This is a genomic window from Lachnoclostridium sp. An181, from assembly GCF_002160325.1.
Taxonomy (GTDB): domain Bacteria; phylum Bacillota; class Clostridia; order Lachnospirales; family Lachnospiraceae; genus An181.
In genome coordinates this window covers 153,516-179,167 of record NZ_NFKJ01000004.1, presented here as the reverse complement: position 1 = coordinate 179,167, position 25,652 = coordinate 153,516, and the positions used below count along the sequence as shown (strand labels likewise).

The 25,652-nt window shown below is 43.4% G+C and carries 25 protein-coding genes; 1 reads left to right on the top strand and 24 read right to left on the bottom strand.

The features are described 5' to 3' along the window. Window positions 1-8: 8 nt before the first annotated feature. The 13 genes from B5F18_RS04455 to B5F18_RS04395 form a co-directional block, all read right to left on the bottom strand. Window positions 9-866 (bottom strand): immunoglobulin-like domain-containing protein, encoded by an 858-nt coding sequence (locus B5F18_RS04455; protein ID WP_087156466.1) that lies wholly within the window; start codon window positions 864-866, stop codon window positions 9-11. Then, window positions 838-2,313: a polysaccharide biosynthesis tyrosine autokinase gene (locus tag B5F18_RS04450; RefSeq protein WP_087156465.1), complete on the bottom strand. Its 1,476-nt coding sequence runs from the start codon at window positions 2,311-2,313 to the stop codon at window positions 838-840. Before B5F18_RS04450 ends, B5F18_RS04455 begins: the two co-directional genes overlap by 29 nt. Next, a complete protein-coding gene (locus B5F18_RS04445) occupies window positions 2,300-3,727 on the bottom strand; it encodes a polysaccharide biosynthesis tyrosine autokinase (RefSeq protein ID WP_162607533.1) in 1,428 nt (475 codons plus the stop codon). The genes B5F18_RS04450 and B5F18_RS04445 overlap by 14 nt, the downstream gene beginning before the upstream one ends. 11 nt (window positions 3,728-3,738) lie before the next feature. Continuing rightward, complete coding sequence (locus B5F18_RS04440) at window positions 3,739-4,539, bottom strand: hypothetical protein (RefSeq protein ID WP_087156463.1); 801 nt, start codon at window positions 4,537-4,539, stop codon at window positions 3,739-3,741. Window positions 4,540-4,679: 140 nt separating this feature from the next. Further along, window positions 4,680-6,068, bottom strand: a complete 1,389-nt coding sequence (locus B5F18_RS04435; RefSeq protein WP_087156462.1) for a sensor histidine kinase — start codon at window positions 6,066-6,068, stop codon at window positions 4,680-4,682. Beyond that, window positions 6,058-6,723 carry a response regulator transcription factor gene (locus B5F18_RS04430; protein WP_087156500.1) on the bottom strand — a complete coding sequence of 222 codons (666 nt, stop codon included), beginning with the start codon at window positions 6,721-6,723 and terminating at the stop codon, window positions 6,058-6,060. Before B5F18_RS04430 ends, B5F18_RS04435 begins: the two co-directional genes overlap by 11 nt. A gap of 422 nt (window positions 6,724-7,145) precedes the next feature. After that, window positions 7,146-7,769: an ABC transporter ATP-binding protein gene (locus B5F18_RS04425; protein WP_087156461.1), complete on the bottom strand. Its 624-nt coding sequence runs from the start codon at window positions 7,767-7,769 to the stop codon at window positions 7,146-7,148. 54 nt (window positions 7,770-7,823) lie between these two features. Next, window positions 7,824-9,125, bottom strand: a complete 1,302-nt coding sequence (locus B5F18_RS04420) for an ABC transporter permease (RefSeq protein WP_087156460.1) — start codon at window positions 9,123-9,125, stop codon at window positions 7,824-7,826. 46 nt (window positions 9,126-9,171) lie between these two features. Next, window positions 9,172-10,494: an ABC transporter permease gene (locus B5F18_RS04415; RefSeq protein ID WP_162607532.1), complete on the bottom strand. Its 1,323-nt coding sequence runs from the start codon at window positions 10,492-10,494 to the stop codon at window positions 9,172-9,174. Between the two features lie 460 nt (window positions 10,495-10,954). Continuing rightward, on the bottom strand, window positions 10,955-11,287 hold the full coding sequence (locus tag B5F18_RS04410; RefSeq protein WP_087156458.1) for a DUF3795 domain-containing protein: 333 nt from the start codon (window positions 11,285-11,287) through the stop codon (window positions 10,955-10,957). 128 nt (window positions 11,288-11,415) lie between these two features. Continuing rightward, complete coding sequence (locus tag B5F18_RS04405) at window positions 11,416-11,796, bottom strand: GNAT family N-acetyltransferase (RefSeq protein WP_087156457.1); 381 nt, start codon at window positions 11,794-11,796, stop codon at window positions 11,416-11,418. Window positions 11,797-11,917: 121 nt separating this feature from the next. Beyond that, the gene (locus B5F18_RS04400; protein WP_087156456.1) at window positions 11,918-12,184 is read right to left on the bottom strand and encodes a helix-turn-helix domain-containing protein; all 267 of its coding nucleotides are present in this window, start codon (window positions 12,182-12,184) and stop codon (window positions 11,918-11,920) included. Between the two features lie 18 nt (window positions 12,185-12,202). Beyond that, window positions 12,203-12,853 carry a GOLPH3/VPS74 family protein gene (locus tag B5F18_RS04395; RefSeq protein ID WP_087156455.1) on the bottom strand — a complete coding sequence of 217 codons (651 nt, stop codon included), beginning with the start codon at window positions 12,851-12,853 and terminating at the stop codon, window positions 12,203-12,205. 206 nt (window positions 12,854-13,059) lie between these two features. Here B5F18_RS04395 and B5F18_RS04390 point away from each other — a divergent pair, with 206 nt between their 5' ends. After that, the gene (locus B5F18_RS04390) at window positions 13,060-13,263 is read left to right on the top strand and encodes a helix-turn-helix transcriptional regulator (protein ID WP_087156454.1); all 204 of its coding nucleotides are present in this window, start codon (window positions 13,060-13,062) and stop codon (window positions 13,261-13,263) included. 182 nt (window positions 13,264-13,445) lie between these two features. Here B5F18_RS04390 and lysS read toward each other — a convergent pair whose 3' ends face one another. The 11 genes from lysS to B5F18_RS04335 form a co-directional block, all read right to left on the bottom strand. Further along, the gene (lysS, locus tag B5F18_RS04385) at window positions 13,446-15,374 is read right to left on the bottom strand and encodes a lysine--tRNA ligase (RefSeq protein ID WP_087156453.1); all 1,929 of its coding nucleotides are present in this window, start codon (window positions 15,372-15,374) and stop codon (window positions 13,446-13,448) included. Window positions 15,375-15,386: 12 nt separating this feature from the next. Beyond that, window positions 15,387-15,869, bottom strand: coding sequence for a transcription elongation factor GreA (greA, locus tag B5F18_RS04380; protein WP_087156452.1), 483 nt, complete (start codon window positions 15,867-15,869; stop codon window positions 15,387-15,389). Between the two features lie 202 nt (window positions 15,870-16,071). After that, complete coding sequence (dusB, locus tag B5F18_RS04375; RefSeq protein WP_087156451.1) at window positions 16,072-17,046, bottom strand: tRNA dihydrouridine synthase DusB; 975 nt, start codon at window positions 17,044-17,046, stop codon at window positions 16,072-16,074. Window positions 17,047-17,058: 12 nt separating this feature from the next. After that, entirely contained in the window at window positions 17,059-17,829 is a 771-nt protein-coding gene (locus B5F18_RS04370; protein ID WP_087156450.1) for a type III pantothenate kinase, read from the bottom strand. Beyond that, the gene (locus tag B5F18_RS04365; RefSeq protein ID WP_087156449.1) at window positions 17,830-18,159 is read right to left on the bottom strand and encodes a DUF6145 family protein; all 330 of its coding nucleotides are present in this window, start codon (window positions 18,157-18,159) and stop codon (window positions 17,830-17,832) included. A gap of 16 nt (window positions 18,160-18,175) precedes the next feature. Beyond that, window positions 18,176-18,961: a biotin--[acetyl-CoA-carboxylase] ligase gene (locus B5F18_RS04360; RefSeq protein WP_087156448.1), complete on the bottom strand. Its 786-nt coding sequence runs from the start codon at window positions 18,959-18,961 to the stop codon at window positions 18,176-18,178. Beyond that, the gene (gene argF, locus B5F18_RS12955; RefSeq protein ID WP_087156447.1) at window positions 18,961-21,066 is read right to left on the bottom strand and encodes an ornithine carbamoyltransferase; all 2,106 of its coding nucleotides are present in this window, start codon (window positions 21,064-21,066) and stop codon (window positions 18,961-18,963) included. The genes B5F18_RS04360 and argF overlap by 1 nt, the downstream gene beginning before the upstream one ends. A gap of 124 nt (window positions 21,067-21,190) precedes the next feature. Beyond that, entirely contained in the window at window positions 21,191-22,306 is a 1,116-nt protein-coding gene (locus tag B5F18_RS04350; protein ID WP_087156446.1) for a cell wall hydrolase, read from the bottom strand. A gap of 283 nt (window positions 22,307-22,589) precedes the next feature. Further along, window positions 22,590-23,378, bottom strand: a complete 789-nt coding sequence (locus B5F18_RS04345; RefSeq protein ID WP_087156445.1) for a TrmH family RNA methyltransferase — start codon at window positions 23,376-23,378, stop codon at window positions 22,590-22,592. A gap of 18 nt (window positions 23,379-23,396) precedes the next feature. After that, a complete protein-coding gene (locus B5F18_RS04340) occupies window positions 23,397-24,086 on the bottom strand; it encodes a response regulator transcription factor (RefSeq protein WP_087156444.1) in 690 nt (229 codons plus the stop codon). Further along, complete coding sequence (locus B5F18_RS04335) at window positions 24,079-25,575, bottom strand: sensor histidine kinase (protein ID WP_087156443.1); 1,497 nt, start codon at window positions 25,573-25,575, stop codon at window positions 24,079-24,081. Before B5F18_RS04335 ends, B5F18_RS04340 begins: the two co-directional genes overlap by 8 nt. Window positions 25,576-25,652: the final 77 nt, after the last annotated feature.

The following is a 25,652-nucleotide window of genomic DNA, read 5'->3' as shown; positions in this document are numbered from 1 at the left end:
CCCGCCTTTTACTTTACTGTAACCTTTAAAACCTGTGAAACCTTCTGGGTATTATCAGTCGAAACAACAGTATATCGCACTTCATAATTTCCCGCGTGCAAAGTGTCCACACTGCTCGTCACGCTCACGCGGCTCCCCGACCCGGAAGGATCGGAGATTATTTCAATATAATCCTCTGCAATAAACTCCGAGCCAACCGCCAATTGGATATTGTCTGCCTTCAATGTTACCGTCAAATCCTCCAAAGTTCCTTCCACATCTGCATCCACAGTCTTTTCTACACTGTCTTGATATGCATTCGTGTAGTAAAACGTAATCTTATATTTTCCTTGAGCTGCTTTTTCTCTCATCCAGGTAATTTCCTCTGTCGTATCCTTGCCAAATCCATCCTCTCCCCGGAGAAGTCCAGACTCTTTGAGGAATGCGGTCAGATTAGTCATATTTTCTGCTTTGAGGTTTAAATGGTCATTCACCTGAATAGACGGTCCGCTGTATCCAACTAATTTTAAATCTCTTCTTCTGGTTGTCTCTTTTCCATTTTTATCAAATACAGTATATCTTATAATTTTGTTTGTCTCATTTCCATCACCTGTCAGCACTGCTGTCACTTTATCAGTCAGATCCTCTCCGTCTTGAGAAACTGCACGAACCCCCTGCATAAGATTGAGTTCTCCTCTTCCATCATACACAAGTTCGTCAGTCTCCATTTTTAATACCGGTCCCTCAAAAGCCGTTCGTTTTCCCCCAGAAGTGTGCGCAGTCCGGTTTTTCCATACAGCCGCCGCAAACACTGCTGTCAGCAAAACCAGCGCTGTCACTCCAATGATCGTATGTATTCTACTTCTCCCTGTTCGCATATTTTTCATCTCCATACTCTCCATCACGCCTATAGCCGTAGCCATAATTATAACCGTAGCCATAACCATATCCATAGCCATAACCGCTGTGGCCTACTTTAATTCCGTTGAAGACATACCCAAGCAGTCTTGTATGCACGCCGTCCAGCTCCGCAAGGCCATCCAACACCCTTCTTCTTTGAACAAAATCATACCTCACCACATAGAGGATACCATCTGCATATTCCGACAGCACGGCCGCATCCTCAAACATTTCTGACGGCGGTGCATCAATGATCACATAATCCATCTCTTTTCTCAGACTTTCCATCACATCCAACAGATTGGAAGAATTAAGAGTCTGTGTCACTTCTTTTATAGGTTCTTTTCCTCCAAGAAAATATACCCCACTTTCTTCATCATGGAAAATAGCGTCTTTCACAGTGCACTCTTTACGCAAAACTTCATAAAGCCCTTTTCCTTTGACCCCTTCTATGTATTTCCAGTCCGTCTGTTTTCTCATATCACCATCCAACAAAAGCACCTTATATCCATACTCTGCAAGGGAAAATGCCAGATTGACTGCAACTGTTGTCTTCCCCTCTTCCGCCACCGTGCTCGTCACAAGCAGAACCTTCCCGTCAATTCTTTCCATTTCCCTTTTGACCCTCATCTGGAGGCCCTTGATATTTTCCCGGAACCCCGCACCCACACGGCTGTCAAAAACCGTAATCCTCGATTCTATTCTTTTCTTTCTTGCTTTTTGCCTTACATTCGGAATCTTTGCCAAACACTTTAAATTACTTACCTTTTTTAGTTCCTCTGGTTTCTGTACGGTTCTTTTCAAAAACGCATACAATACAACAAGCAAAAGGCCTGCCAGCACGCCAAGGAATGCCCCTTTTACCGTTGTTCTCACATAATTTGGCTTATTAAAAGGTTCCGTTGGCTCTGTCGGCACATCGATCATATTGAACTTGGTATTGCCGATGACAAACCGCGATATATTTGGATATACTCGAATCGCGGACTCTAAAATTGTCTTTGCCTCCGATGCATTCATGCTGACCACAGACATTGTGATCAAGTTAGAATCCGGCACCACACTTGCAGTGATACTTCCATTGATGGAGGAAATTCCCAAATCTTCCTTGATGGCCTCATTTAAAAGATTACTGCTCAAAATGTAAGGAAACGTCTTTGCAAGCTGACCTGCTGTTGTGCTGTCATAATAGAAATTGTAACTGCCGCTGTTTTCGCTGTTTGACTGTGTGCTTGTCATCACGGTAAAAACGGCTTCTGCTCTGTACATCGGTGTATAAAACCTTGATGCCCGGAGATAGAAAATGCTCCCCCCTATCAAAGCTAAAAGGACGATCAACCACCACCATCTGAATATCCCAGAAATAAAATTCTGAATCAGACTGACAATGTCTATCTCCATTTCCTCTGTTTCTGCATGATTAAGCTCGCTCATCCGATCCCCCCCTCTTCCTTACTCTTTCTCCATATCCGGAATAATGGTATCCGGAATTTCCATATATTCCAAGCTCTTTGTGGAATACATTCAGCACAAAGCCTGCAAAATCTATCTTGCTCTGGGAAACTGCATCCACTGCCTCATTGATGGCACGGATATCGCTCCAATTCTGCCTTACAACAAGAACTGCAAGATCCGCCATCTCCATTGCAAGCTCCGCATCGCTGGAATATCCCATCGGAGAGGTATCCATGATAATATAATCCATCTTCTCCCTGTACAGTTTCAATAAATCTTTCATTTTCTGCGAATGAATCCAGTTTCCCGAATTTGCGATACCTTTTTTCTGGTAGATGGTGTACAAGCGTGTTTTCTCATCATAATTGAGAATCTCTTTTGCAGCGGCCTTTCCATCCAGATAATCTTTGAGCATAATCTTAGTCGTCTCTTTCGCGTCAAAAATCAATGTTTGTGCTGGTTTCTTTAAATCGCCATCTATCAAAAGGACTTTTCTCCCTTTTTCCGCAAGGGCAAGCGCTATATTGGCTGCTACAGATGACTTTCCTTCATTTTCCGCCACACTTGTGATGAGCATCACTTTCTCCCCATGTCTCCTCATATGATTTTCAAGCCGGGTAGCAAGCTTTCGATATGATTCAGCAAATGTCATACTCACTGTTGCCTGAGAAATCAAAATAGATTTCTTTCTTCTGCGAATAATCTCTTTTAGTGTATGGCGTTTTTTTTCATATGGTATTTTACCTAAAATCTTTCCATCCAGATTTCTTCTTGCCGATGCCTTTGTCTTGACTGTAAATCGCAGCACAGAAAACAAAACTATGACGGCCGCTGCAAGCGCTCCCCCTCCAATAGCTCCAAGTTTTTTTATCCTGTCCACATAAAGTGTGTTGGATGGACTAACCGGCACAGAAGGTTCCTTCACCATCCTAAGAACTGCATTGGAAAACAGATAGTCTGACACTGTGGTATAATTTTTCAGTGCTGTTTTTAACATCAGGTAAGCCTGTCTAGGATTTTCTGCCGTGGCCTGTAAAACCATAAGGTTTGTCTCCTGGATTACTGTGGAAGAAAGCTTTCCATTTAATTCTTCTCCCAGCTCCTCCTGTATTTTGTCAAACAAAACATCGCTTTGAAATACTTCACTGAGAACTCCCGCCATCTGTGTTGTAAGATTTAATGACGAGTAGGCTCCGGAATCATTTCCTTTGGCTGCAACCGCAACTGTTGCCTGAGCCGTATATTCCGGAACATACATCCATTTGTATGCCCCCTCGATTCCAAACCACATGGCCGCAGCAGCAAGGATGATAACCCAGATATTTTTCACCAAATCCACACAGATATGATAAATACTGATCTCATCAAAATTAAACTCTCTTGTATCTTTCATGGCTCTCTCCTTTACTCTCTCACGATCACTGTGGTCCATGTCATCCCTGCCTCCGAAGTCAGCTGTACTTCGTATACACCTTCTTCATTTATATTTACATTGGAGGAAACCTGGATTTTTGCCGCATTCACAGCTTTCCCCTGTGCATCTGTGACCTGATTTTTACATGTATTTACATCGAATGCTGTACCTTTTTTGAGGTAGATAAGCGGAGCATTGTTGCTGAGCAATTGTATTGATGAATCCACAATATGTACCGGTAGTGCTGCATTTGTCACATCTCCAAAACTATTTGTCACCTCCACATGAATTGTGTAGGCCCCGGGCGCCTGATATACTACATCGCTGGCGGTCTGTTTTACCATGGAAGAAATATTTCCATCCAGCACATCGCTGGCTCCAATTTTGCCAAGTATGTCCACTGCCACGCCTGACTCGAATATAAGCGGTGAAGATAATGTAAATTGGGGAGATTCATATCCTGTAAACCTAATCTTTCTTGTTAAGGTTGCCGCCTGGTTTGCCGAATCAAATACAATGTAGCTTACATTGCATACACCCTTTTCAATAAACTGAGAAAGATCTCCCAAAAGAATCTTGTCCGTCAAATCGCCATCTTCTTCATCCCACGCAGTTAATCCTTCCTTAAGCTGCTCTTTTGTATAGTCTACCGGAATCTCTATTTCACTCTTCTGACTGGTTATTACCGGTCTGTTCGGATCCTGAGCCGCTTTTTCCTTTGCCAGAGCGCCTGCATACAAGCCAATTCCCACGATAAAAACCACAATCACAGCTATTTTGAAATATTTCATTTCTTCCCTCTTTTCTTAAGTTTCAATACATACTGCAAAGGTACTTTATTATTATATCACATGACTTTTAAAGACACTATAAAAAAGAGACGGAATTTTTGTCTATAAGCCTCCCATCTCTTTCTCAATTCTTTTCAATTTTAAAAATTATCTATTATTTCTCCATCCAATGTAATTTCAAACATCACACCCCCTTCTACATTACTCATCTGATAGTCCATGCCATGCAGTTCCAAAACCTTTTTCACGATATACAATCCCATACCAGATCCACCAGTAGCCTTATTTCTGGATTTCTCCACACGGAAAAATGGCTGGAAAATGTCCTCCAGGTTCTCTATGCGCGTTCCCGTATTGATAATCTGCAGGCGTTTCTCGTTCTCTAGTTTCAAAATCACCTGCTCCTGTGGGGGCGAATACTGAACCGCATTCAGGATAATGTTGGACAGAACTTTTTTAAACAAGCGCTCATTAACATATATCTTGATATCCGTATCTATCTGATTCTTTATCTGGATTTGTTTCTTTTTTGCAATCGGCAATATCGACTTAATATCGGACTTGATCATTCTTACCAGGCTGGCCTCTTCATAAGACTGCTGCATATCATTTGCATCTAGCTTTGCAACTAGAATAATCTCTTTTACCAGTTTCTCCAGGCTGTTCAATACAGTTAGGTTCTCCCGCAGATACTTCTCCCTATCTGCAAAATCTCCAATCTTATAAAGCATGTTTTCGGAGTAAGCCTTCAAAATAGTAATCGGAGTCTTCAATTCATGGGACACAGCCGCAAAAAAACTCTTCCGCTGCCGCTCCATATCTTTCATCTTCACAATATCCTGCTCTAGCTGCTCACTCTTCATCTCCAGTTCCTTCAGCGTCCTCTGCAGATTCAGACTCATGGAATCCAGACTTTCTGCCAAGATTCCCAGCTCATCTTTTCGTTTCGTATTGCATCGCCATGTCAAATCAAGCGTCGAAAGCCTTTTGGACACTCTGCTCAGATATATGATCGGTCTAATCAATATCCGATGACAGAGATATGCTGTTATAAAGGATGCCAGTAGTACTAAGATCAATACCAGCGGGATACTTTTCCAAAAGCTCAGTGTTACATTCTGCCTTCCCGAGGAATCAACCACAAAAAATACAAGCATATCCTCCTGTGTACTGTTTTTAAATTGCACCCCATATGCCAAACTGTTCAACTCATCCTCTGTTGTCTCTTTAATCTTATCCATATCTCCAAAGGAAAACTTCTGCCCGTCAGCAGTGTCCAACTTCGCCAATACCACATTTTCTATACAGAAGTTGTAAATTGGTTCCTTGGCTTCTTCCAACGTCATCGAAGATAGTTTTTCAACAAAGTCATCCGTGTTCCTCTGTACCTGTACATTGACATTTTTTTGATACGTTTTCGGAATAGACAACATCATAATTGCATAGACAAAGGCGCTGCAGATAACCAATACAAAAACCGTGCCAATAAAAAATTTTATACTCAAACTGGTTCTAAGTTTATTTTTCAATTTTATATCCTATCCCCCTTACTGTTTGAATACATGTGAGCCCTTTTTTCCGCAGATTCATTATATGAAAATTGACCTCCCTTTCTCCGGTGCTGAAATCGTCCCCCTTATCTCCAATTATCAACTCATATCGCGTACATACTTTCCCCATGTTTTCCATCAAATACTTTACAATGTCGAATTCGGTACGTGTAAGATAGACTTCCTTGCCATCAACAAAAGCCACCCGGCTGGCAATATCCAGTTTCACATTTTCATTTTTCAAACACGATTCTTCGTCTTCAGAATTTCCTACACTCATCCGCCGCAGCACTGCTTCGATCCGTTTGAGTACTACCCGTACTGAAAATGGTTTTACGATATAATCATCCGCCTTCAGGTCAAAGCACTTGATCTCTGCTTCCTCTTCATCCAATGCAGTTAAAATGATAATAGGCACCAAAGAAACTGCTCTGACCTCTTTACAGACATCATAACCATCCTTCTCCGGCATCATAATATCCAGTAAGATCAAGTCAATTTCCCTTTTCCTAAATTCTGTAATTCCTTCCGCGCCGTCATATGCCTGAAACACCTCATAACCGCTTACGCGCAATAATTCTCCCAGGGCATTTTGAATAAACCTATCATCTTCTACAATTAAAATCTTCTTCATTGCACTACTCTGCAAAATGTTATCTGCTTTAACCACTTGGCCTACGTCCAGCACAGCGATCGCATATTTTGCAACCTACCTCCTACTATTGCTCTGTTTAAGAAAAATATTACTCCCAAATATTGTGCATTCATCTGCATATCCTCATCGTGATCCTTCTCATCCTGCCATAATTGTTTCCTCTCTTTTCAAACTTCTTTAACAAAATAGGTAATATTCTATCTATATCAATTCTGTATTTACTCAATCTATCCCATATCATTTTTACATAAACTTTTTTATTATAGCATAAAGAAGATGGGATTATCAAAGCATATTAAAAACCTATCCCTGATAATCCCATATCTTTTTGGTTCACGCTGGTAATCGCTCCGCCAGCTACGCTACCATTATAGCTTACAGTAGAAACGGTCTTCTTGCTCTTACAACAACTTACCGCCTTTCAGTGTCAGAACAACATCCGCCTGACCGGCGAGCTCCAAAGAATGTGTCACAACGATCACACACTTTCCATGAACATATGCACTCTCCTTCAGAATCTCTATAATCTCCTGCGCCATCTCCTCATCCAGATTCCCGGTAGGTTCATCCGCCAGCAAAAGCTGGCGTTCCGATGCCAAAGCCCTTGCAATAGCCACTCGCTGCTGCTGACCGCCAGATAACTTTTTCACGTTTCTTTTTGCCTCCTCCTGTGTCAATCCCATTTTTTTCAAAATAGGCAGAGGCGGAAGTTCAGAAACGAGAGCTACATTTTCCTCCGCTGTCATATATTCCAACAAATTGAAATTCTGGAAAACAAACGCCACATTCTGTTTCCGGTGATTCTGTAGTCCCAGTTCAGAAATCTGCTTACCTTTATATAAAATTTTTCCTGCATTGGGCTGTTCCAACCCTCCTATTAATGAAAGCAGGGTACTCTTTCCACAACCTGACGGTCCCAGGATTGCATAAAACTTCCGCGCTTCAAATTCTGCTGAAATCCCTTTCAGGATATTCTTATTCTTTTCATATCCATATCTCAAATTCATTACTTCCAGCAAAGCCATATCTTTACCTCATTTCTATTTTTCTAACCGTCTACCTGTTCCTCAGCTTTGAAATCAGTCTGTCTTTGAAAACAGTTCTACCAGTTTATGCCGCATAATGGAATATGTGACAATCGACACCGCAATAACAAGGATCACACTGCCTGCAATGCACATGAAGAGCATCTGAACCGAACTTATCTGTAATGAAAAGGAGATTGTTTCGTCTCCGATAAGCCGGACAATAATATCATTCAAAACTCCTCTTAGTGCAGTCACCAATACACCAACTGCCACGAAAGCAAACATTGCCACTCCCAGAACCTCGCATAGAAATTGTCCAAAAATATTTTTTTTGCTGTTTCCCAGCGCTATCAAAATAGCAATCTCCTGTTTGCGGTTACGAATCCATATATTCAGAATCAAGGTTAAAACAATGATACTTACAATGATACCCACAATAATAAGAATCTTTATAACCTTTTGTACCTGCGTAAGCGGATTTACAATCTGCTCATACTCAGAATTGTCCATTTCCAGCTTTAAGGTTTTGCCCTGCATTTCCGGCAAATCCATAATCCTGTTATACACATTCCGGATGTTGACCGGATCCTCCACATAAATAGTCAGATCTAAGTATTCATCCGGCTCATCGTACTCATCGTTACCCGGATTAAAATCCGAATACAGCACATTGGCATCTATATCATCCAAAAACATCGTTTCGCTCTGCGCACCTTCAGCCCCTTCGTAGATACCGACAATTTCCAACTCCACAATACTGTCAGCCGGAGAGGGAAGGTATAATTTAATTTTGTCACCTACTTTCAAATTGTTATATTCTGCCAGGACATCGGACATCAAAGCCACATACTGATCATCGGGCTGGATATGTCTTCCAGCCTTTAGCTTATAAACTCCGCTTTCAAACTTTTCACTTTTCTTAGAAGAGAGCACACAAGTGATTCCCGATGCATCACCATACGGCGTAAAGCCACCCCCAAAAGAAGCAGAAAAGTACTTGAAGTTAACAGCTGCGCCGTAATAACACTCTTTGGTTTCGGAATTGTAGTCAACCACTCCTTCCACCTTACTTATTGCCTCTATCAATTTCGAAGTAATCTTATCTCCATTGTAAATGTAACTCATTCCATTCTGAGAACCAGTACCGCTTCCATAATTCCCCGTTTCATCTATCGTCAACTGTAGTTTTCCAGTGACATCCCCTTTTACATTCAAAGACGCATTCTTTGATGATGTCAAAATAGAAACACTCAAAATCAAGAATATTGCAATCACTGACATAATACAAAACAGAATCATATTTTTTGTCCGCTGTCTGATACAATACTTAAATGCTCTTTTAAAAAAATTCATATCTGCTCCTTTACTGCGCCACTTCAAATCGCCACTGCCCGTCCACCTACTCCATTTGACTCAGTATGGTTTTGGGTTGTAATTTTAAAATCGGAATAGCTGCCAAGATTACCGCGCTGTATAAGCCTGCAATCTCTAAGCCAAGCCACATTACAATATCAACTGCCGGCAGTCCCCCAGTTCCGTCAACCCCATTCACATTCAGATTCTCTACTGAAATAAGTTTCTCCGGAACTTCCACAAACAGCCGGTCTGCCACAACACCAGACATTCCCTGTATTACTATGATGGCAATCACAAACGCCGCCAAAAATGTCAGTGTCACTTCCAGGAGATATTGCACCACAATCATTCTCTTGGAGATTCCTATGGACAAGTAAATACCTGCCTCTTTCTTCCTGTTTCGGATATTTACAATCAGCACCAGAAACAGAATAATGATTCCCACGCAGTAGACAATGATTCTTAGTAATTCCATCAAGGTTTCCATTTCTTCCATTCCTTCAGACACCTTACTGTATTTATAATCATTGGAATAAATGAAATATTTCTCCCAATCTATGCCTGGAATTGCGCGGATTTTCTTTTCTATAGCGGGAATCTCTTTGGGATCCTTCACAAAAAAACGTTGCTCGCCTTTATAGATGCCGGGCTCGGATTGCCCCAACTCATCCAGAATGTCAAAAGTTGCTATGACACTGTTTTCCGGCATAGCAGCTGTCGGAAGGTTCATGATATTCTCCTCTGTGGTGGAATAAATTCCCTTAACCTCCACCTCAACGCTCGCCCGATTCCCTGTGAGCCCATCATAATAACTGCCATCTTTCTCCTGTAACTTTGAACTCTTTAGCCAAATCCGGTCACCAACCTTCAATCCATTTGTTTCTGCCAACTGATCCGTTATAAGAACCTTCCTGCTGTCACCCGCAACAATATGCTTGCCATCCAGCATCACATAGGTTCCATCCAGAAAGTTTTCATCCAGTTCCGAATAATTCATACTTCGGATACGGCCCATATTATTTCCTTCATTGTCATCTTGACCAGGCACAAACCTCAGCTGCTCTGATTTCGCATATCCATAATTTACTGTATTCCAGTAACGTACCTTTGACTCATCGAGAATTTCTTTTATTGTCTCTTTGGAAATCGTAGCATCGACCGTTTCCGTTGATATATTCCCACCTTCATCAACCATACTTTTCTGTGTTGGCCGGATGTAAAATTCACCGCCAATGGACTCTCGAATCTTCTCTACCGACAGGTTTGCTTCTTTAGCGATTACAGTACAAAGAAAGCATAAAACTGAAATCAGCAAAAATATTCCAAACATCAATACTGTCTTTTTCTTACTCCGTCTAATGTACAAACTACCTCGCTGTATTGTAGTCAAATGCTTCCTCTCCTTTCTGGCGCTACTCATCTGTGTCTGTTTCAAATTACGTTGGTATTATAGCAAATTGGTTTTCCTTTGTGGTTTGCATTCGGTTAGAGTTTGATTTGCTTTTGGTTAGATTTTTCCGCACACAGCAAAGTGGGCAACCCCAGTTCAACTGCCCGGAAGGCTTTTATTCTATAGGGGATTCATAAGGACTTTCTTACTAGAATAAAAAAGAGATGGAAATTTTATCTATACAAAATCCCATCTCTTTCTCAATTCTTTTCATATTTCAAAAATATCTGTCGCTCCGGCTCTTCCAAAAAAATATCACTGATATACCCATATCCGTACATATCAACCACATATCTTAAGCCATCTTTTATCTCTTCCCCGGAATAGTTATTTCATTTTTTTCTCCTGCAAATTGCAATTCGTTAAGCTATGTATTTTATCCTTCCAAATTTTTCAAAGCAGAAGGATTATTTGAGATAATCGCACCGACAGTTGAACAATTTTCTAAGTTCAGACAATCTCCGCAGGTGGCGACTCCTTTTTTCAATGCACATTGCCGGATACTGCAAAGATTTTCGCAAAATACAGTTTTAACCCCGTCAGTACGACACCCCTTACAGTTTATATGCTCAGGCAGAATGGGTGCATTATCTAATTCAGCCCATAGTTTAGCAGTCTTTTCCCGCAGAGTTTGGTCATCATTGATTGTTGCAAGATACGCATCGCACTTTTCACAGTCCAGCCCGCAATACGCAATCATATCTCTCATGGGTTGTATACCTCCTCACATTACATCTTATATATTTTTCTTCATATAGATAGATTCTGGCATATTTCTATATGATCCATAATCGTTTTTAATTCTTTCACGATGGTCTCCTTTTAGGAGAACAAATCTCAATTAATAGGTTCTATCGAGTATGACTGTAAACTCTTTTTACAGCCATTCTTTTCATAAAATTCTTCTACTCCCGGCTGCGCTCCAAAATACAACATCGTTGGAGTATTTGCCTTTGCCAATTCAAGCAGTTCACTTCCCAATCCTCTTTTCTGATATTTTGGCAGAACAAGCAATTCTGTAATTGTACCAAAGAAATATCCGTCTGTTAGAATCCGCAGACACCCTACCAGCTTATTATCATCATATGCTGTAATATTAATTGTTTTGGATAATGCTATCTGTGTACGATCAGTATCGTAATTGCCCTGCCATATTTGATTCACAAACGGAATAAATACGGAAGCCATAAGGTCAGTATCATTTACTCTAAATTCCATCTCCATCCTCCTCTACATTGTTTTATTGAGATAGGAGTAATTGATAATTTTTGAAATTTTTTGTAACTATACCAGCATTTCTTCGTCTATCCGGTGTACAGGAGGAGGTGAGCAGTTCTCCTCAACGGTCTTTTTCCTTCAAGATTTCTCTGATCTGGGGAATCGTTTTCTTCTGGTCCCGCAAACCTCTAATATATGCAATACGTTCTACTGTTTTTTCTCTGGGATACCGACGTGTCAAATTTGCTCCTTCCTGAACAAACGGAAGAAATCCTTCCTCTGTATAAAACTTTAATGTACTGTACCGGGTCTCAGTCAGGCGCACCAATTCCCCGATCGTCACATACTCGGAAACCAGAATTGCCTCCATACTTCTCTGCCTTGACATTATGTGCACCTTCCTTCATCATGAAATCGCCACGATAAACAAAAGAAACATGGAGTCAATATAATCGGCTACTTTTTGGATCATCTCACTTTGAGGATTCTCCTTGATTTCTTTCAGTCGTTTTTTCAGAGCCTGCTTTTCATACGCAGAAAAATATCTCTGCAGATCCTTACTTTTATTTAAAAGAGCAGTTAAAGCCACAATATCCTCTGACAGCTCTCCATCCTCCAGGAGTTCTGCCCGGATGTTCTGTACAATATTATCCACATCGGCGGCATTGGGGATATAGACTGTCCTCCCATTCATAAAACCGCCCTTTTCCTTCTGTACACAGCCCAGTTCCGCAAGAGATTCTCCCACACCATCAATCAGACTGCTAATATATTTATCCGTAAAATTAAAAGAAAAACATTCAACAACATTCTCAAATTTTACCGGCTGTTTTCTTTTTACAACTTCATAAACTGAACGCACATAAATCTTATCTTCCGGCAATTCAGCCTGAACTGACAATTTCTTCCCGTCAAAAGAAAAAACATTATCCAGCAATAATTCCAGCACTCCGGAAGCCGCTAAACAGGTCGTTTTTTCCATTTCAAGAGTAGAAAGTTTACCATTCTTTTTCAGTATGCACAGCAGATATTGCTGGGTAATGGATAAGTTTTTCATAACAACACCTCCGTTGATTTTATATTTACTTATTACTTACTACTTACGATATGAATATAATCCATCCCGCATCTTTTGTCAAGCCAAAAATGAATCTCTGTATTTTTAACAATACTTCCACCAAAAAGCCAACCAAAACGCATATACTTTGTCAGCGCCTGTCGGTAGAAATCCGGCAGTGACAAGGCATAATAAGGCCAAGGAGGTTGGAAATACATGAAAAACAATCAAATCTGATTTCTCAAAATATAACCGCTCTGCGCCAGTATCACAAATATTTCCAGGAAGAAATGGGTGAGAAAATCGGTGTGACCAGGCAGGCTGTGGCAAAATGGGAGTCTGTTGAAACTGTACCTATGACTCTTCCAGGATCACATATGCAAATGGAGCTCAAAACAGCAGCTTTCTAAAAAAACGGGGCTGCCGCACTAAATTAGTGCGGCAGCCCCTTCTGCAATCGTATTTGCCGGCATTGGATGAATGACAACTATTTACCACTCTTCATGATAATTCATGATTAAGCTTGAATTTGTTGTCAAATTAATATTTTCTTGTCAGGAACAATGGTTTTTTCTTATCCTGGAAGAATGATTTAATATAACTTCGCACCAGCCGGAATGTGGTCGTCCACCATCAGAAGATGAAGCTTTTCCTCTCCCTCTTCCTGATGTACTGCACTGATCAGCATACCGCAGGAATCAACGCCCATCATCTTTCTCGGCGGCAGGTTTGTGATGGCAATACATGTCTTGCCTACCAGTTCTTCCGGTTCGTAATAGTCATGAATTCCGCTTAAAATCGTGCGTTCTTCGTCTGTTCCATCATCCAGAGTAAACTGCAGGAGTTTCTTGGACTTCGGAACAGCCACACACTCTTTTACCTTTACTGCCCGGAAATCAGACTTGGAAAATGTCTCAAAATCAACGAAATCTTTAAAAAGCGGCTCAATCTCTACCTTGGAGAAATCTATCTTCTCCGCCGGTTTTTCTTCTGCTTTTACAGACTGTGCTGCATTGTTTACTTCGTTCTTTACTGCGCCCTGTGACTTCATTGTCGGGAACAACAAAACATCTCTGATCGCTGCGGAATTTGTAAGCAGCATACACATTCTGTCAATTCCAAATCCGATTCCACCTGTAGGCGGCATACCGATCTCCAGCGCATTGAGGAAGTCCTCGTCCGTTGTGTTCGCCTCTTCATCTCCCTGTGCCAGAAGTTCTTCCTGGGCTTTGAAACGCTCTCTCTGATCGATCGGGTCGTTCAGCTCAGAGTATGCGTTTGCCATCTCCCATCCGTTCATGAAGAACTCAAAACGCTCCACATAATCCGGGTTGTCCGGTTTTTTCTTTGTGAGCGGTGAAATCTCAATCGGGTGGTCTGTGATAAAGGTCGGCTGGATCAAATGTTCTTCTGCAAACTCTTCAAAGAACAGGGAAAGGATATCTCCCTTCTTATGGCGCTCTTCAAATTCCACATGATGCTCCCTTGCAAGTGCGCGTGCCTGCTCCAGTGTCTCCACTTCGTTCCAGTCAATACCTGCGTATTTTTTCACAGCATCTATCATTGTCATGCGCGCAAATGGTTTTCCAAGGTCCATCTCAACCCCGTTGTATGTGATGACTGTTGTGCCAAGCACTTCTTTTGCCACATAGCGGTACAGATTTTCTGTCAGATCCATCATTCCGTTGTAGTCTGTGTATGCCTGGTAAAGCTCCATCAATGTAAATTCCGGATTGTGTCTTGTGTCGAGACCTTCATTTCTAAATACACGTCCAATCTCATATACGCGCTCCATTCCTCCCACGATCAGTCTCTTTAAGTACAGCTCCAGGGAAATGCGAAGTTTAAAGTCTTCACTCAGAGCATTAAAATGTGTCTCAAACGGCCTTGCCGCAGCTCCTCCTGCGTTTGCCACAAGCATCGGCGTCTCCACTTCCATAAATCCTTCTCCGTCCAGATATCTTCTGATCGCGCTCAGGATTTTGGAGCGTTTGATAAAGGTATCCTTTACATCCGGGTTCATGATCAGATCCACATATCTTTGACGATAACGAAGATCTGTGTTTGTCAGCCCATGGAATTTCTCCGGAAGGATCTGAAGGCTCTTTGCCAAAAGTTCCACCTGGGATGCATGAATGGAGATTTCTCCTGTCTTGGTCTTGAAAACCTCACCTTTGATGCCGACAATGTCGCCCACATCCATCTTTTTAAATTCTTTGTAGGATTCTTCCCCGATATTGTCTCTTGCCACATAGGACTGGATATTCCCCTGCAGGTCCTGGATATTGCAGAAAGACGCTTTTCCCATGATCCTCTTGGACATGATACGTCCTGCCACGGATACCGGTTTTCCTTCTAACTCTTCAAAATTGTCTTTGATTTCCATACTATGATGAGTTGCATCATACTTTGTGATGACAAACGGGTCTTTTCCGTTTGCCTGCAGCTCCGCCAATTTTTCACGGCGAACTTTTCTCAACTGGTTCAGGTCCTGTTCCTGTACATTTTTCTGCTCCGCCACGTTCCTCACTCCTTAAATTGATTTGTCGATTTTCAGTACTTTATACTCAATTACTCCTGCCTGTGTTTCCACTTCCACTGTGTCTCCGACTTTCCGTCCAAGTAGCGCTCTTCCGACCGGAGACTCATTGGAGATCTTCCCCTGAAGGCTGTTTGCCTCCGTGGAACCTACGATCTTAAACTCAATCTCTTCTTCAAATTCATTGTCATACACAGTCACTGTGCAGCCGATATTGATCTTTTCCAGGTCTACCTCATCTTCCACTACTACTTCCGCATTTTTTAAGATCTTTTCCAGTTCTTCAATGCGCGCCTCAATATCTCTCTGCTCATCTTTTGCTGCGTCGTATTCTGCATTCTCGGACAGGTCGCCCTGCTCTCTTGCCTCTTTGATTTTCTGCGCAACTTCTTTACGTCTTACGACCTTTAAGTTTTCAAGCTCTTCTTCCAGTTTTTTTAATCCGGCATAAGTAAGTATTGTTTTCTTTTCTTCCATTATTTACATCCTCCCTGGTTTCAAGACGAAATCAGCCATTTTGGCCTGGTATATTGCTTTTTTCATACGGTTCTTCACCGTCATTACGCTAAAATCATATATTCCCGCAATTCTGGTATTATACATGATTACCCCCGCAATGTCAAGAAAAAAGCCCCCTGTCATATACTTGTACATTATATGTATCAGCAGGCTTTCTTATTTATACTTTTTCTTCCAGTTTTTTCTCCAAAAGTTCTTCCAGCTCTCCATAGCTTTCCACATGATTGATGGCATCCCTTAGTTTCGCTGAGTTTGGCAGCCCTGTGGTATACCATGCCACATGTTTTCTCATCTCCCGAATGCCAAGATAATCTCCTTTATGCTCCATCTGCATCTTTGCGTGGCGCAGCATCATTGCCTTTACTTCGTGAATATCCGGTCTTTTCGGGACAATCCCTGTTTTTTCATACTCCACAAGTTCCCGGAAGATCCATGGATTTCCCTGGGCTGCCCGGCCGATCATAATGCCGTCGCAGCCAGTCTCCACAAACATTTCCTGTGCTTTTTCTGCGGATGTCACATCCCCGTTTCCGATCACGGGAATGGAGACCGCCTCCTTAACCTTGCGGATGATCTCCCAGTCCGCTTTTCCCGAATAATACTGTTCCCTTGTCCTTCCGTGTACTGCGACTGCCGCCACTCCGCACCCCTCCGCGATCTTTGCGATCTCCACTGCATTGATACACGTATCATCAAATCCTTTTCGGATTTTTACTGTAACGGGCTTTTTAATGGCTTTTACCAGTTTGTCCAGAATCTCCTCCACAAGACGCGGCTCTTTCATAAGCGCAGATCCTTCGCCATTTTTTACGATTTTAGGCACCGGGCAGCCCATATTGATATCCAGGCTGGAAAAAGGCAGTTCTTCAATTCGCTTTGCGATTTCGCTGATAATGTCCGGGTCAGAACCAAACAACTGAAGGGAAACCTTGTCTTCCCGGGGATGGATTTTTAAAAGTTCTTTTGTGTTTCTGTTGTTGTACTGGATGGCTTTAGCGCTGATCATCTCCATACACAAAAGAGATGCGCCCTGTTCCTGACAAAGACACCTGAAAGGCATGTCAGATACTCCTGCCATTGGCGCGAGTATATATCTGTTTTTCAGTGTTACATTTCCAATCTTTAATTCTTTCATCTGTCCTTTTGCTCACCGTTTATTTTTTTCGTAGATCATCCGAAGTCCCACAAGCGTGAGGATCGGATCATACACATCAATGACCGGGGTCTCTTTTGCAATGATCTTTCCAAGACCTCCTGTTGCCACTACTTTTGCATCCATATATCCGGACTCCTGTTTCATTCTGTCAATGATGTACTCTGTCTGTCCAATGTACCCGTACACAAGCCCCGCCTGCATACTGGAGATCGTCTCCTTTGCCAGGATGGACTCCGGTTTTTTGATCTCCACTTCCGGCAGCATGGCAGCCCTTCCCCAGAGCGCTCTTGCGGAGGTACGGATCCCGGGCGCTATCACGCCTGCGATCAGATCTCCGTTTTCATTGAGCAGATCAAAGGTTGTGGCTGTTCCAAAATCAATGACAATCGCCGGCCCTCCATACAGTTTGTGGGCTGCCACTGCATCTACGATCTTGTCCGCGCCAAGCTGTTTGGGATTTTCCGTGAGAATGCGCATTCCGGTCTTGATCCCCGCAGAGACGATCAAAGGCGTTGTTTCAAAGTACTTGATGATCCCGCTTGTCAGCGAGTGCATGATATCCGGCACTACGGAGGCAATGATCACGCCTTCCACCTCCTGCACAGAAAATCCTTTGTGCTCGATCAGGCTGCAGAGAAAAATCCCATACTCATCGGAAGTCCTCTCTGATTTTGTAGTCATTCGAAACTGAGCGACCAGATTTTCTCCCCGGAACAGTCCCAGCGTAATATTGGTGTTTCCGACATCAATTGCTAATAACATCTAGATCTCCTCTCCCAAAAAGAAAACTTTGTAATACAGCTCCAGTGACCTTAAAAGTTCTCCCTTTGTCCTCTGTATTTCTTTCATCTTCAGCCTGCTGCCTATCTCATCGAATCCCGGATCGTAATCTTCACTCGCCACATCGAATACAAGAGTCCCGTCCTCTTCATAGGAAAGTGTGAGGATTCCCCCCACGTCCTCTGTATACAGCACGCACATGATCTTCAGCTCATTTTTTATATGCTCCGGAAGGTTTTCAAAATCCGGATTCAGATAATATTTTCGTTCGTATGCGTTTGCACCGCACAACACTACTTTGTCTTCGTACATAGTTTCTCCTTCTATCCTACACGTATCCGTATACCCCGCGCACTGACACTTCCCCGGAATATACTTCCACGATCTCTCCTGTCTCTTTTTCCACCAAAAGCTCGCCTTTTTCGGTAATACCAAGCGCACGCCCTCTGTACTCATTTCCCGGCTCCAGCACACACACGGTCTTCCCCCTGTTGACAAGTCTTGTCTCATACTCTTCTTTCAGAAACTTCAAAGAACCGCAGCCCGCAAATGTTTCATAATTCTCCTCAAACAAGTTCATACACACAGCCATGAGTTCTTCTTTTTGTTCCTTTCCGATGTCAAGGGAGAAGGCTTTGTCCTTTAACTCCTCCGGAATTTCCATTTGTCCTGTATTGATGCCCACTCCAATGACCACATAGGAAATCATGCCTTTGTCCATGCCCATCTCTGTGAGAATCCCGCATATTTTTTTTGTGCCATTCAAAATATCGTTGGGCCATTTGATGCCTGTCTTCACTTTGCAGACCTGTTCCACTGCCTTTGCCACACTGTACGCCATGATCAGGGTCATCATCGGTGCGTGGGAAGGTTCCATATCAGGACGCAGCAAAAGACTCATGTAAATGTTTCCGTTTTCCTCGGAAATCCACGTCCTCCCTCTTCTCCCCCTCCCTGCGCTCTGGCGGGCAGCACACACCAGTGTTCCGTGTGCTGCCCCTTCTTTTGCAAGCCGTTTTGCCATAAGGTTTGTGGAATCTGTCTCCTCCTCATACAGAAAGCACTGCCCTGCCCACGCAGTAGTAAGGTATGGTTTCAGTGCATTGTTTCTCATTATAAAAGCTCCTTTTCACTGAGCGTTGCAGCCATAACTGCCTTTATGGTGTGCATCCTGTTTTCAGCCTCCTCAAATACTTTCGACTGGGACGATTCAAACACTTCATCCGTCACTTCCATATCCGTAAGACCAAATTTTTCGTGGATCTGTTTGCCGATCGTGGTCTTCAGATCATGGAAGGCAGGAAGACAGTGGAGGAAGATTGCGCTCTTCTTTGCATTTGCCATGACATCCTTTGTCACCTTGTAAGGGGTGAGCTCCCGGATTCTCTCTTCCCACACATCGTCCGGTTCTCCCATGGATACCCATACATCCGTGCAGATAATGTCCGCATCCTTAGTTCCCTCTTCCACGTCCGTGATAAAAGATAATGTGCTGCCGGATTGTTTCGCATATTCCTCACATTGCTTTACAAGCTCTTTGTCCGGAAAATATTTCTCGGGTGCACACGCAGTGAAGTCAAGCCCCAGCTTTGCACAGGCGATCATAAGGGAATTGCCCATGTTAAAGCGGGCATCCCCCATGTACACCAGTTTCAGTCCCTTCAGGCGGTCGAAATGTTCCTGAATAGTCAGCATATCCGCCAGCATCTGGGTAGGATGAAACTCATTTGTCAGGCCATTCCACACCGGCACATTCGCCCCTTTTGCAAGCTCCTCCACAATCTCCTGTCCAAATCCGCGGTACTCGATACCATCGTACATACCTGCCAGCACGCGGGCAGTGTCCGCAATGCTCTCCTTTTTGCCGATCTGAGAGCCGCTTGGATCAAGATAGGTCGTCCCCATCCCAAGATCATGTGCCGCAACCTCAAATGCGCACCTTGTCCTTGTACTCGTCTTTTCAAAGATAAGAGCCACATTTTTCCCTTTTAAAATGTCAACCGGCACGCCTTCTTTTTTCTTTTTCTTAAAATCTTTTGCCAGATCCAGAAGATAGAGTATTTCCTCTTCTGTAAAATCTTTTAGTGTCAAAAAATCTCTTCCCGTTAATTTCATTTTGCCTTCCTCCCTGATACGCATCCAATAGCGTACAAAACGCGGCAGCGTTTCCTGTTCCTGCCTTTCCCCCAGCGCGCGCTCCACCGCCTCCTCCAGTTCCTCTACTTTGTATATCCGGTATTTCGGTATGCCGAGCAATTTTGCCGCTGCCTCGAGCATACCCATGTACAAATCTTTCTCATCATAGCCAAGCGGAAGTTTCAACACAAAGGCAGCCTGCGCTTTCTCTACCTCGCTTAGGCTTTGCAGTTTCTTTTCATAATAGCACGTATCTTTTGTTTCTTCAATATAGTATATCCGCCCTACGAGACCGTACAAAACCCGTTTTGCGTCATAATATCCGATCTTCATATTCAGCTTGCTGCGCTTTTTGTCAAATTCCAGAATACTTCCAAGCCGGACTCTTGGACTGATTTCATATACCTTTGTTCCTTCCGAAAGTTGTACCTTCGGTTCTCTCCCCGGCCCGTGGATGCGTATGGAAATGATATTTTTATATCCCCGCTTTGCAAGGGAGCCAAGCGGGACATTGTTTACAACCCCTCCGTCCATATACCGTTTTCCATCTCTCATTGGTTCATTTTTGAATCCCCACAAAGATGCGCTTGCCAGAAGAAAGTCTTCCAAAGTCCCTTCCTCCAGCTCATCCACGCACAGCTCCAGCTCTTTTTTATCTGTCAGGGAAAAGGTCAGAAGATAAAATGCAATTCCCGATTTTCTGACTTTCTCTTCGTCAATATATGTGTGGATCAGATTTTTTAACGGTGTAATATCTACCCCGCCATCCTTGATCCGCTCCTTCAGTTCCAGGAAAAGTTCAGACAAGGGTATTTCCTTGTTAAAAAACCTCTCCATCCAGTCATCGTCCACATCCATCACCTTTGAAAACCGGATTTCTTTCCATATCCTCTGGGCCTTCTCCACATCACCCATGCAGATGAGCGCTCCATTGAGTGCGCCTACAGATGTTCCGGCAACGGCTGTAATTTTTACTCCAGCCTCTCCCAGCGCTTTCCACGCCCCTATCTGATAGGCTCCTCTCGCTCCTCCTCCGTCCAGTACAATCCCATATTCCTTTGTCAAATCTATCACTGGCTGCATGCTGCGCACCTCCCGTCCTTTTTACTATCTATCATTATACACGCATCCATATCAAATAATCAAAAAAGGCGACGCGGCCAAATGTTTCTTTTTGACCTTGTCACCTTTTCATTTTTCTTTTATCTTAGTGGAAATAGTGTCCTCCGATACGGTAACCTGTATTTCCGTTTCCAAAGTAGAGCGCATCTCCGATTGGGTTTACCCCTGCAAGCGCCTCAGCTGCTGCGCGCCTTGCGCTGTCGGTTGTCCTGCCGGATGCGAGCACTCTCTCAAGTTTCCCTGTCACAGCCGGTCCGAACTGGCCTGCCTGGTAGATCACTCCACGGATCGAATTCGGAAACTTTCCGCTGCGCACACGGTTGAGCACAACTGCACCGACCGCCACCTGGCCTTCATACGGCTCTCCGCCTGCCTCGCAGTAGATCAAGGCTGCCAAAAGTTCCTCATCGCTTGCACTGGCTGACATCGCCGGGCTGGTTGCCCCGGCTTTCTTTGCCTCTTCTGCTCTTTTTGCCGCTTCCTCTGCTCTGCGCTTTTCTTCCTCTGCTTTTTTCTTTGCCTCTTCTTCAGCGCGAATCTGCTCCATGGTCTTTGCTGTCTGGCTTGGTCTTGTCACTGTCACAGACTCTGCCGGTACGTAGAACTGCGCCTGGTTTTCATCCTGAATGCGGATGAATCCATTCTGCTCATCTTCACCGCTCTCCGTTTCTACGACTTTGTACTGTTTTTCCGCACTGGCGTATCCTTTTACTTCCCCTTTGGCATTCGGTTCTTCGCGAAGTTCTGTCTTGTCCTGCGCTGTCGCAACCTCCGGACATACCGCCTCCGCACGCGCAACCGCATCCTGGCCAAATGCCAGCGCGCTGTTCTGCACATATCCTGTCACATTGCCGGATACGATCTTGGACCATACGGTTCCTTTATCTGCCACCTCTACAATGGTGTTGTGGTAGATTCTTCCGACCACTTCGCTGTCCTCATGCATGGAGACATGCACATCGGCCTGTACATCTACATTGGCAACTGCCTTTTGATGCCATTCCTGTGTCTCTTCTGCAATCGCGGCTGCTTCCGGAATCTTATCCATCACCACTGAGAGCAGTGCCTTTCCTTCATTATTTATACTCGTGTTTGTCAGAGCTTCCGATTGTGTTGCTGCCGCACTGCTCGGTAACACTGCCGTAAAAACAAGGCAACCTGACAGCAATGCACATGCGAGCACTTTCTTATTCTCCTTCATGTTTCAAATCCTCCTTTAATATACAACTGTAATTTGGCTATGTACATCCTCTATCATATTGAGAATGTGATGCTTTTATTACAATTATTACAGAATTGTTACATTCTGTTCGATTATATTAACATTGGATTTCAATTTTGTCAACCCCTCTCTCTTTTGTCAATGCTTCAGGTCACTTCTCTGCCCCCACAAGGGAGAAAAGAAATAAAGTTCTGTATCAAAACAAACAAAAAAAGAATGCTACTTTTTATCCAAGTAACATTCTACTTTTTGGAATAATTCTTTACTCCACGCTTGCCCGTCTTCTCTGGCGGCTTGCCTCATAGATCAGTACAGAGGTTGCCACAGCTGCATTCAAAGATTCCACCTGGCCGTACATAGGTATCCGTATCTTCACATCCGCGCTCGCCGCCATTTCTTCTGACAGCCCATTTCCTTCATTTCCAATCAAAAAGGCACAGCCCTTTCTATAGTCCTGCTCATCATAAAAGGTCTTTCCTTCCAGATGTGCAGCATACACTGTGATCTGTTTTTCCTTTAACATCCCAAACACCTCATCCATATGCTCTGCATACAAAAACGGCATACGGTAAATGGAACCCATGGTAGAGCGGATCGTCTTTGGATTGTAGATATCCACACACCCCTGGCTCATAATGATCCCGTCGACTCCAGCGCCTTCTGCCGTTCTTACAATTGTTCCGAGATTTCCCGGATCCTGAAGATTGTCCAGAATGACCAAAAACAGAGCATCCCCTTTCAGGATATCATTCAGGCTGTACTCCTTTCTCTTTACCACACACAAAATCCCCTGGGGCGTCTTCGTATCCGACACCCGTTCAAAAATTTGATCTGACAAAACTTCCGTTCTGACTGTGGAATTTTTAAGGTCCTTTTCATATCTCTTCAAAAAGCTTTCGGAAACATATACCTTGAGCAGCCGCTCTTTCGGCACTTCCTTCCACATGCGGATTCCTTCCACAAGAAAAATTCCATCTTTATTCCTCTGTCTGCTCTTCTTCTGCCATTGGAGCAGTTGTTTCACCTGTGCATTTGCTGTGCTTGTAATCATGTTCCTCTCTCCCAAATCTCAGACTTTAAACCGATATCCGACACCCCAGATTGTTTCAATATACTGAGGATTGGATGTATCGTACTCAATCTTCTCCCGAATCTTTTTGATGTGCACAGTGACTGTGGCGATATCTCCGATTGACTCCATGTCCCAGATCTCGCTGAAAAGTTCATCCTTTGTGTATACATGGTTTGGATGTGATGCCAAAAATGTAAGCAGGTCAAACTCTTTTGTGGTAAATGTCTTCTCCACGCCATTGACCCATACCCTTCTTGCAGTGGTGTCGATCTTAAGTCCTCTGATCTCAATGACTTTGTTCTCCTCAACGGCGCTGCCGATCAGTCTTTCATATCTTGCCAGATGCGCCTTCACTCTGGCAACAAGTTCGCTTGGACTGAACGGTTTTGTCATATAATCATCCGCCCCAAGCCCAAGTCCTCTGATTTTGTCAATATCGTCTTTTTTTGCCGATACCATGATGATCGGTGTATTTTTCTCATCGCGGATCTGACGGCAGATCTCAAATCCATCCATTCCCGGCAGCATCAAATCCAGGATGAACAGATCAAAATTTTCCTTCAAGGCTTTCACAAGCCCTTTTTGTCCGTCCTGCTCCACCTCCACTTCAAATCCACTCAGCTCCAGATAATCCTTTTCCAGCTCTGCAATGGATTTTTCATCTTCAATAATCAATATTCTACTCATGAACAGGTACCTCCTGATATTTTCTTATTACAAAGTACATGATCGTCCCTGTACCTTCTTTGCTCGTAGCCCAGATTTTTCCTCCGTGCTCTTCAATGATCTTCTTTACAATGGACAGACCGATTCCGCTCCCTCCTTTTGAGGAATTCCTCGACGCATCCGCGCGGTAAAACCGTTCAAAAATATTTGGCAGATCTTTGTTTGCAATGCCTTTGCCATTGTCCTCCAGTTCCACCTGTATAAAGTCACCCACATCCTTTACGCGCAGTTGGATCTTTGCTTTCTCCTTGTCCATATATTTTAAAGAGTTATTGACAATATTGTTGATGACTCTCTTTAACTGCTCTGCGTCCGCGATAATGCGGATATCCCCCTCTACGAAATTTGAATATGAAAAATCCACTCCTTTTGCCTCCAGCTCCAGGGATAAATCTTCCGCACAGTCTTCAAAATATGCATTTACCGGAATTGTGGCAAAATTGTAAGGGATGCGGTTCATGTCGATTTTGGAATACAGTGTCAGCTCATTGATCAGAGCATCCATCTCATTTGCCTTATTATAGATCGTGCGGATGTACTTGTCGATTTTTTCCGGTGTATCCGCCACACCGTCCATGATCCCCTCCACATAACCTTTAATAGCTGTGATCGGCGTCTTCAGATCGTGGGAGATGTTGCTGATAAGCTCCTTGCTCTCCTTGTCATACACAAGTTTTTCTTCCATAGTGTCTTTTAATTTCAGCCTCATGTCCTCCATGCTGTGACACAGCTCTCCAAGCTCATCATCAGCCTCTGCCTCCAGATGAAAATCCAAATTGCCCTCCTTGATATTGGCCGCCGCTGCCTGCATCCTGCGGATGGGGCTGACTACGCTTCGGTATATCCATAAGATAAATACAGATGCCGTCAAAAATAGAATGGCAATGACTGCGAACACAATATCTACAAGAAAAGCTTTCACCTCAGGGACCATGCTCGCAGCATCTGTAACGATAAAGATACTTCCCTTTTCTTTATCCGGGTATTGAAAATCTATTTGTTTGACAAGGGCTCTGGACTCTCCTCCAAGATAAACGCCATTCTCAGAGGCTCCCTCTTCGCCCTGATATTGCGGAAGATGTTCGATGACCTTTTGTGTCTTAGTGGAATCTGCGCCAATATAAGAAATATTTTCCCCTCTTCTGACGATCAGGTAGGAACTCTTTCTCTCCAGTTTCTGGTTCACTTTGTCCAGATAGGTCGCATCCTCCAGCTTTTCCGGGTCTTCCTGTGCAATGTCCTTCAATTTATGGTAGGACTGCTCTGCCAGGCGATTCATCATCTGTACGGAGTTCAAAAGAGATTCATATGTAGTACCGGAAAGCTCATAGGTCTTCTCGATCACTTTGATCTGATAACTTCCAAACCCATAGACAGCCAGTACGATCAGGCCTACTGGGAGTATGATCAATGTCACAAATGCGACGATCAGTTTTGTTTTTAACTTCATCTGCCTTCATCCTTTGCCATAGTTCTTCTCCCCATTATAGCACTTTGCCACCTCCCGTACACGAAAGGTGGCATAAA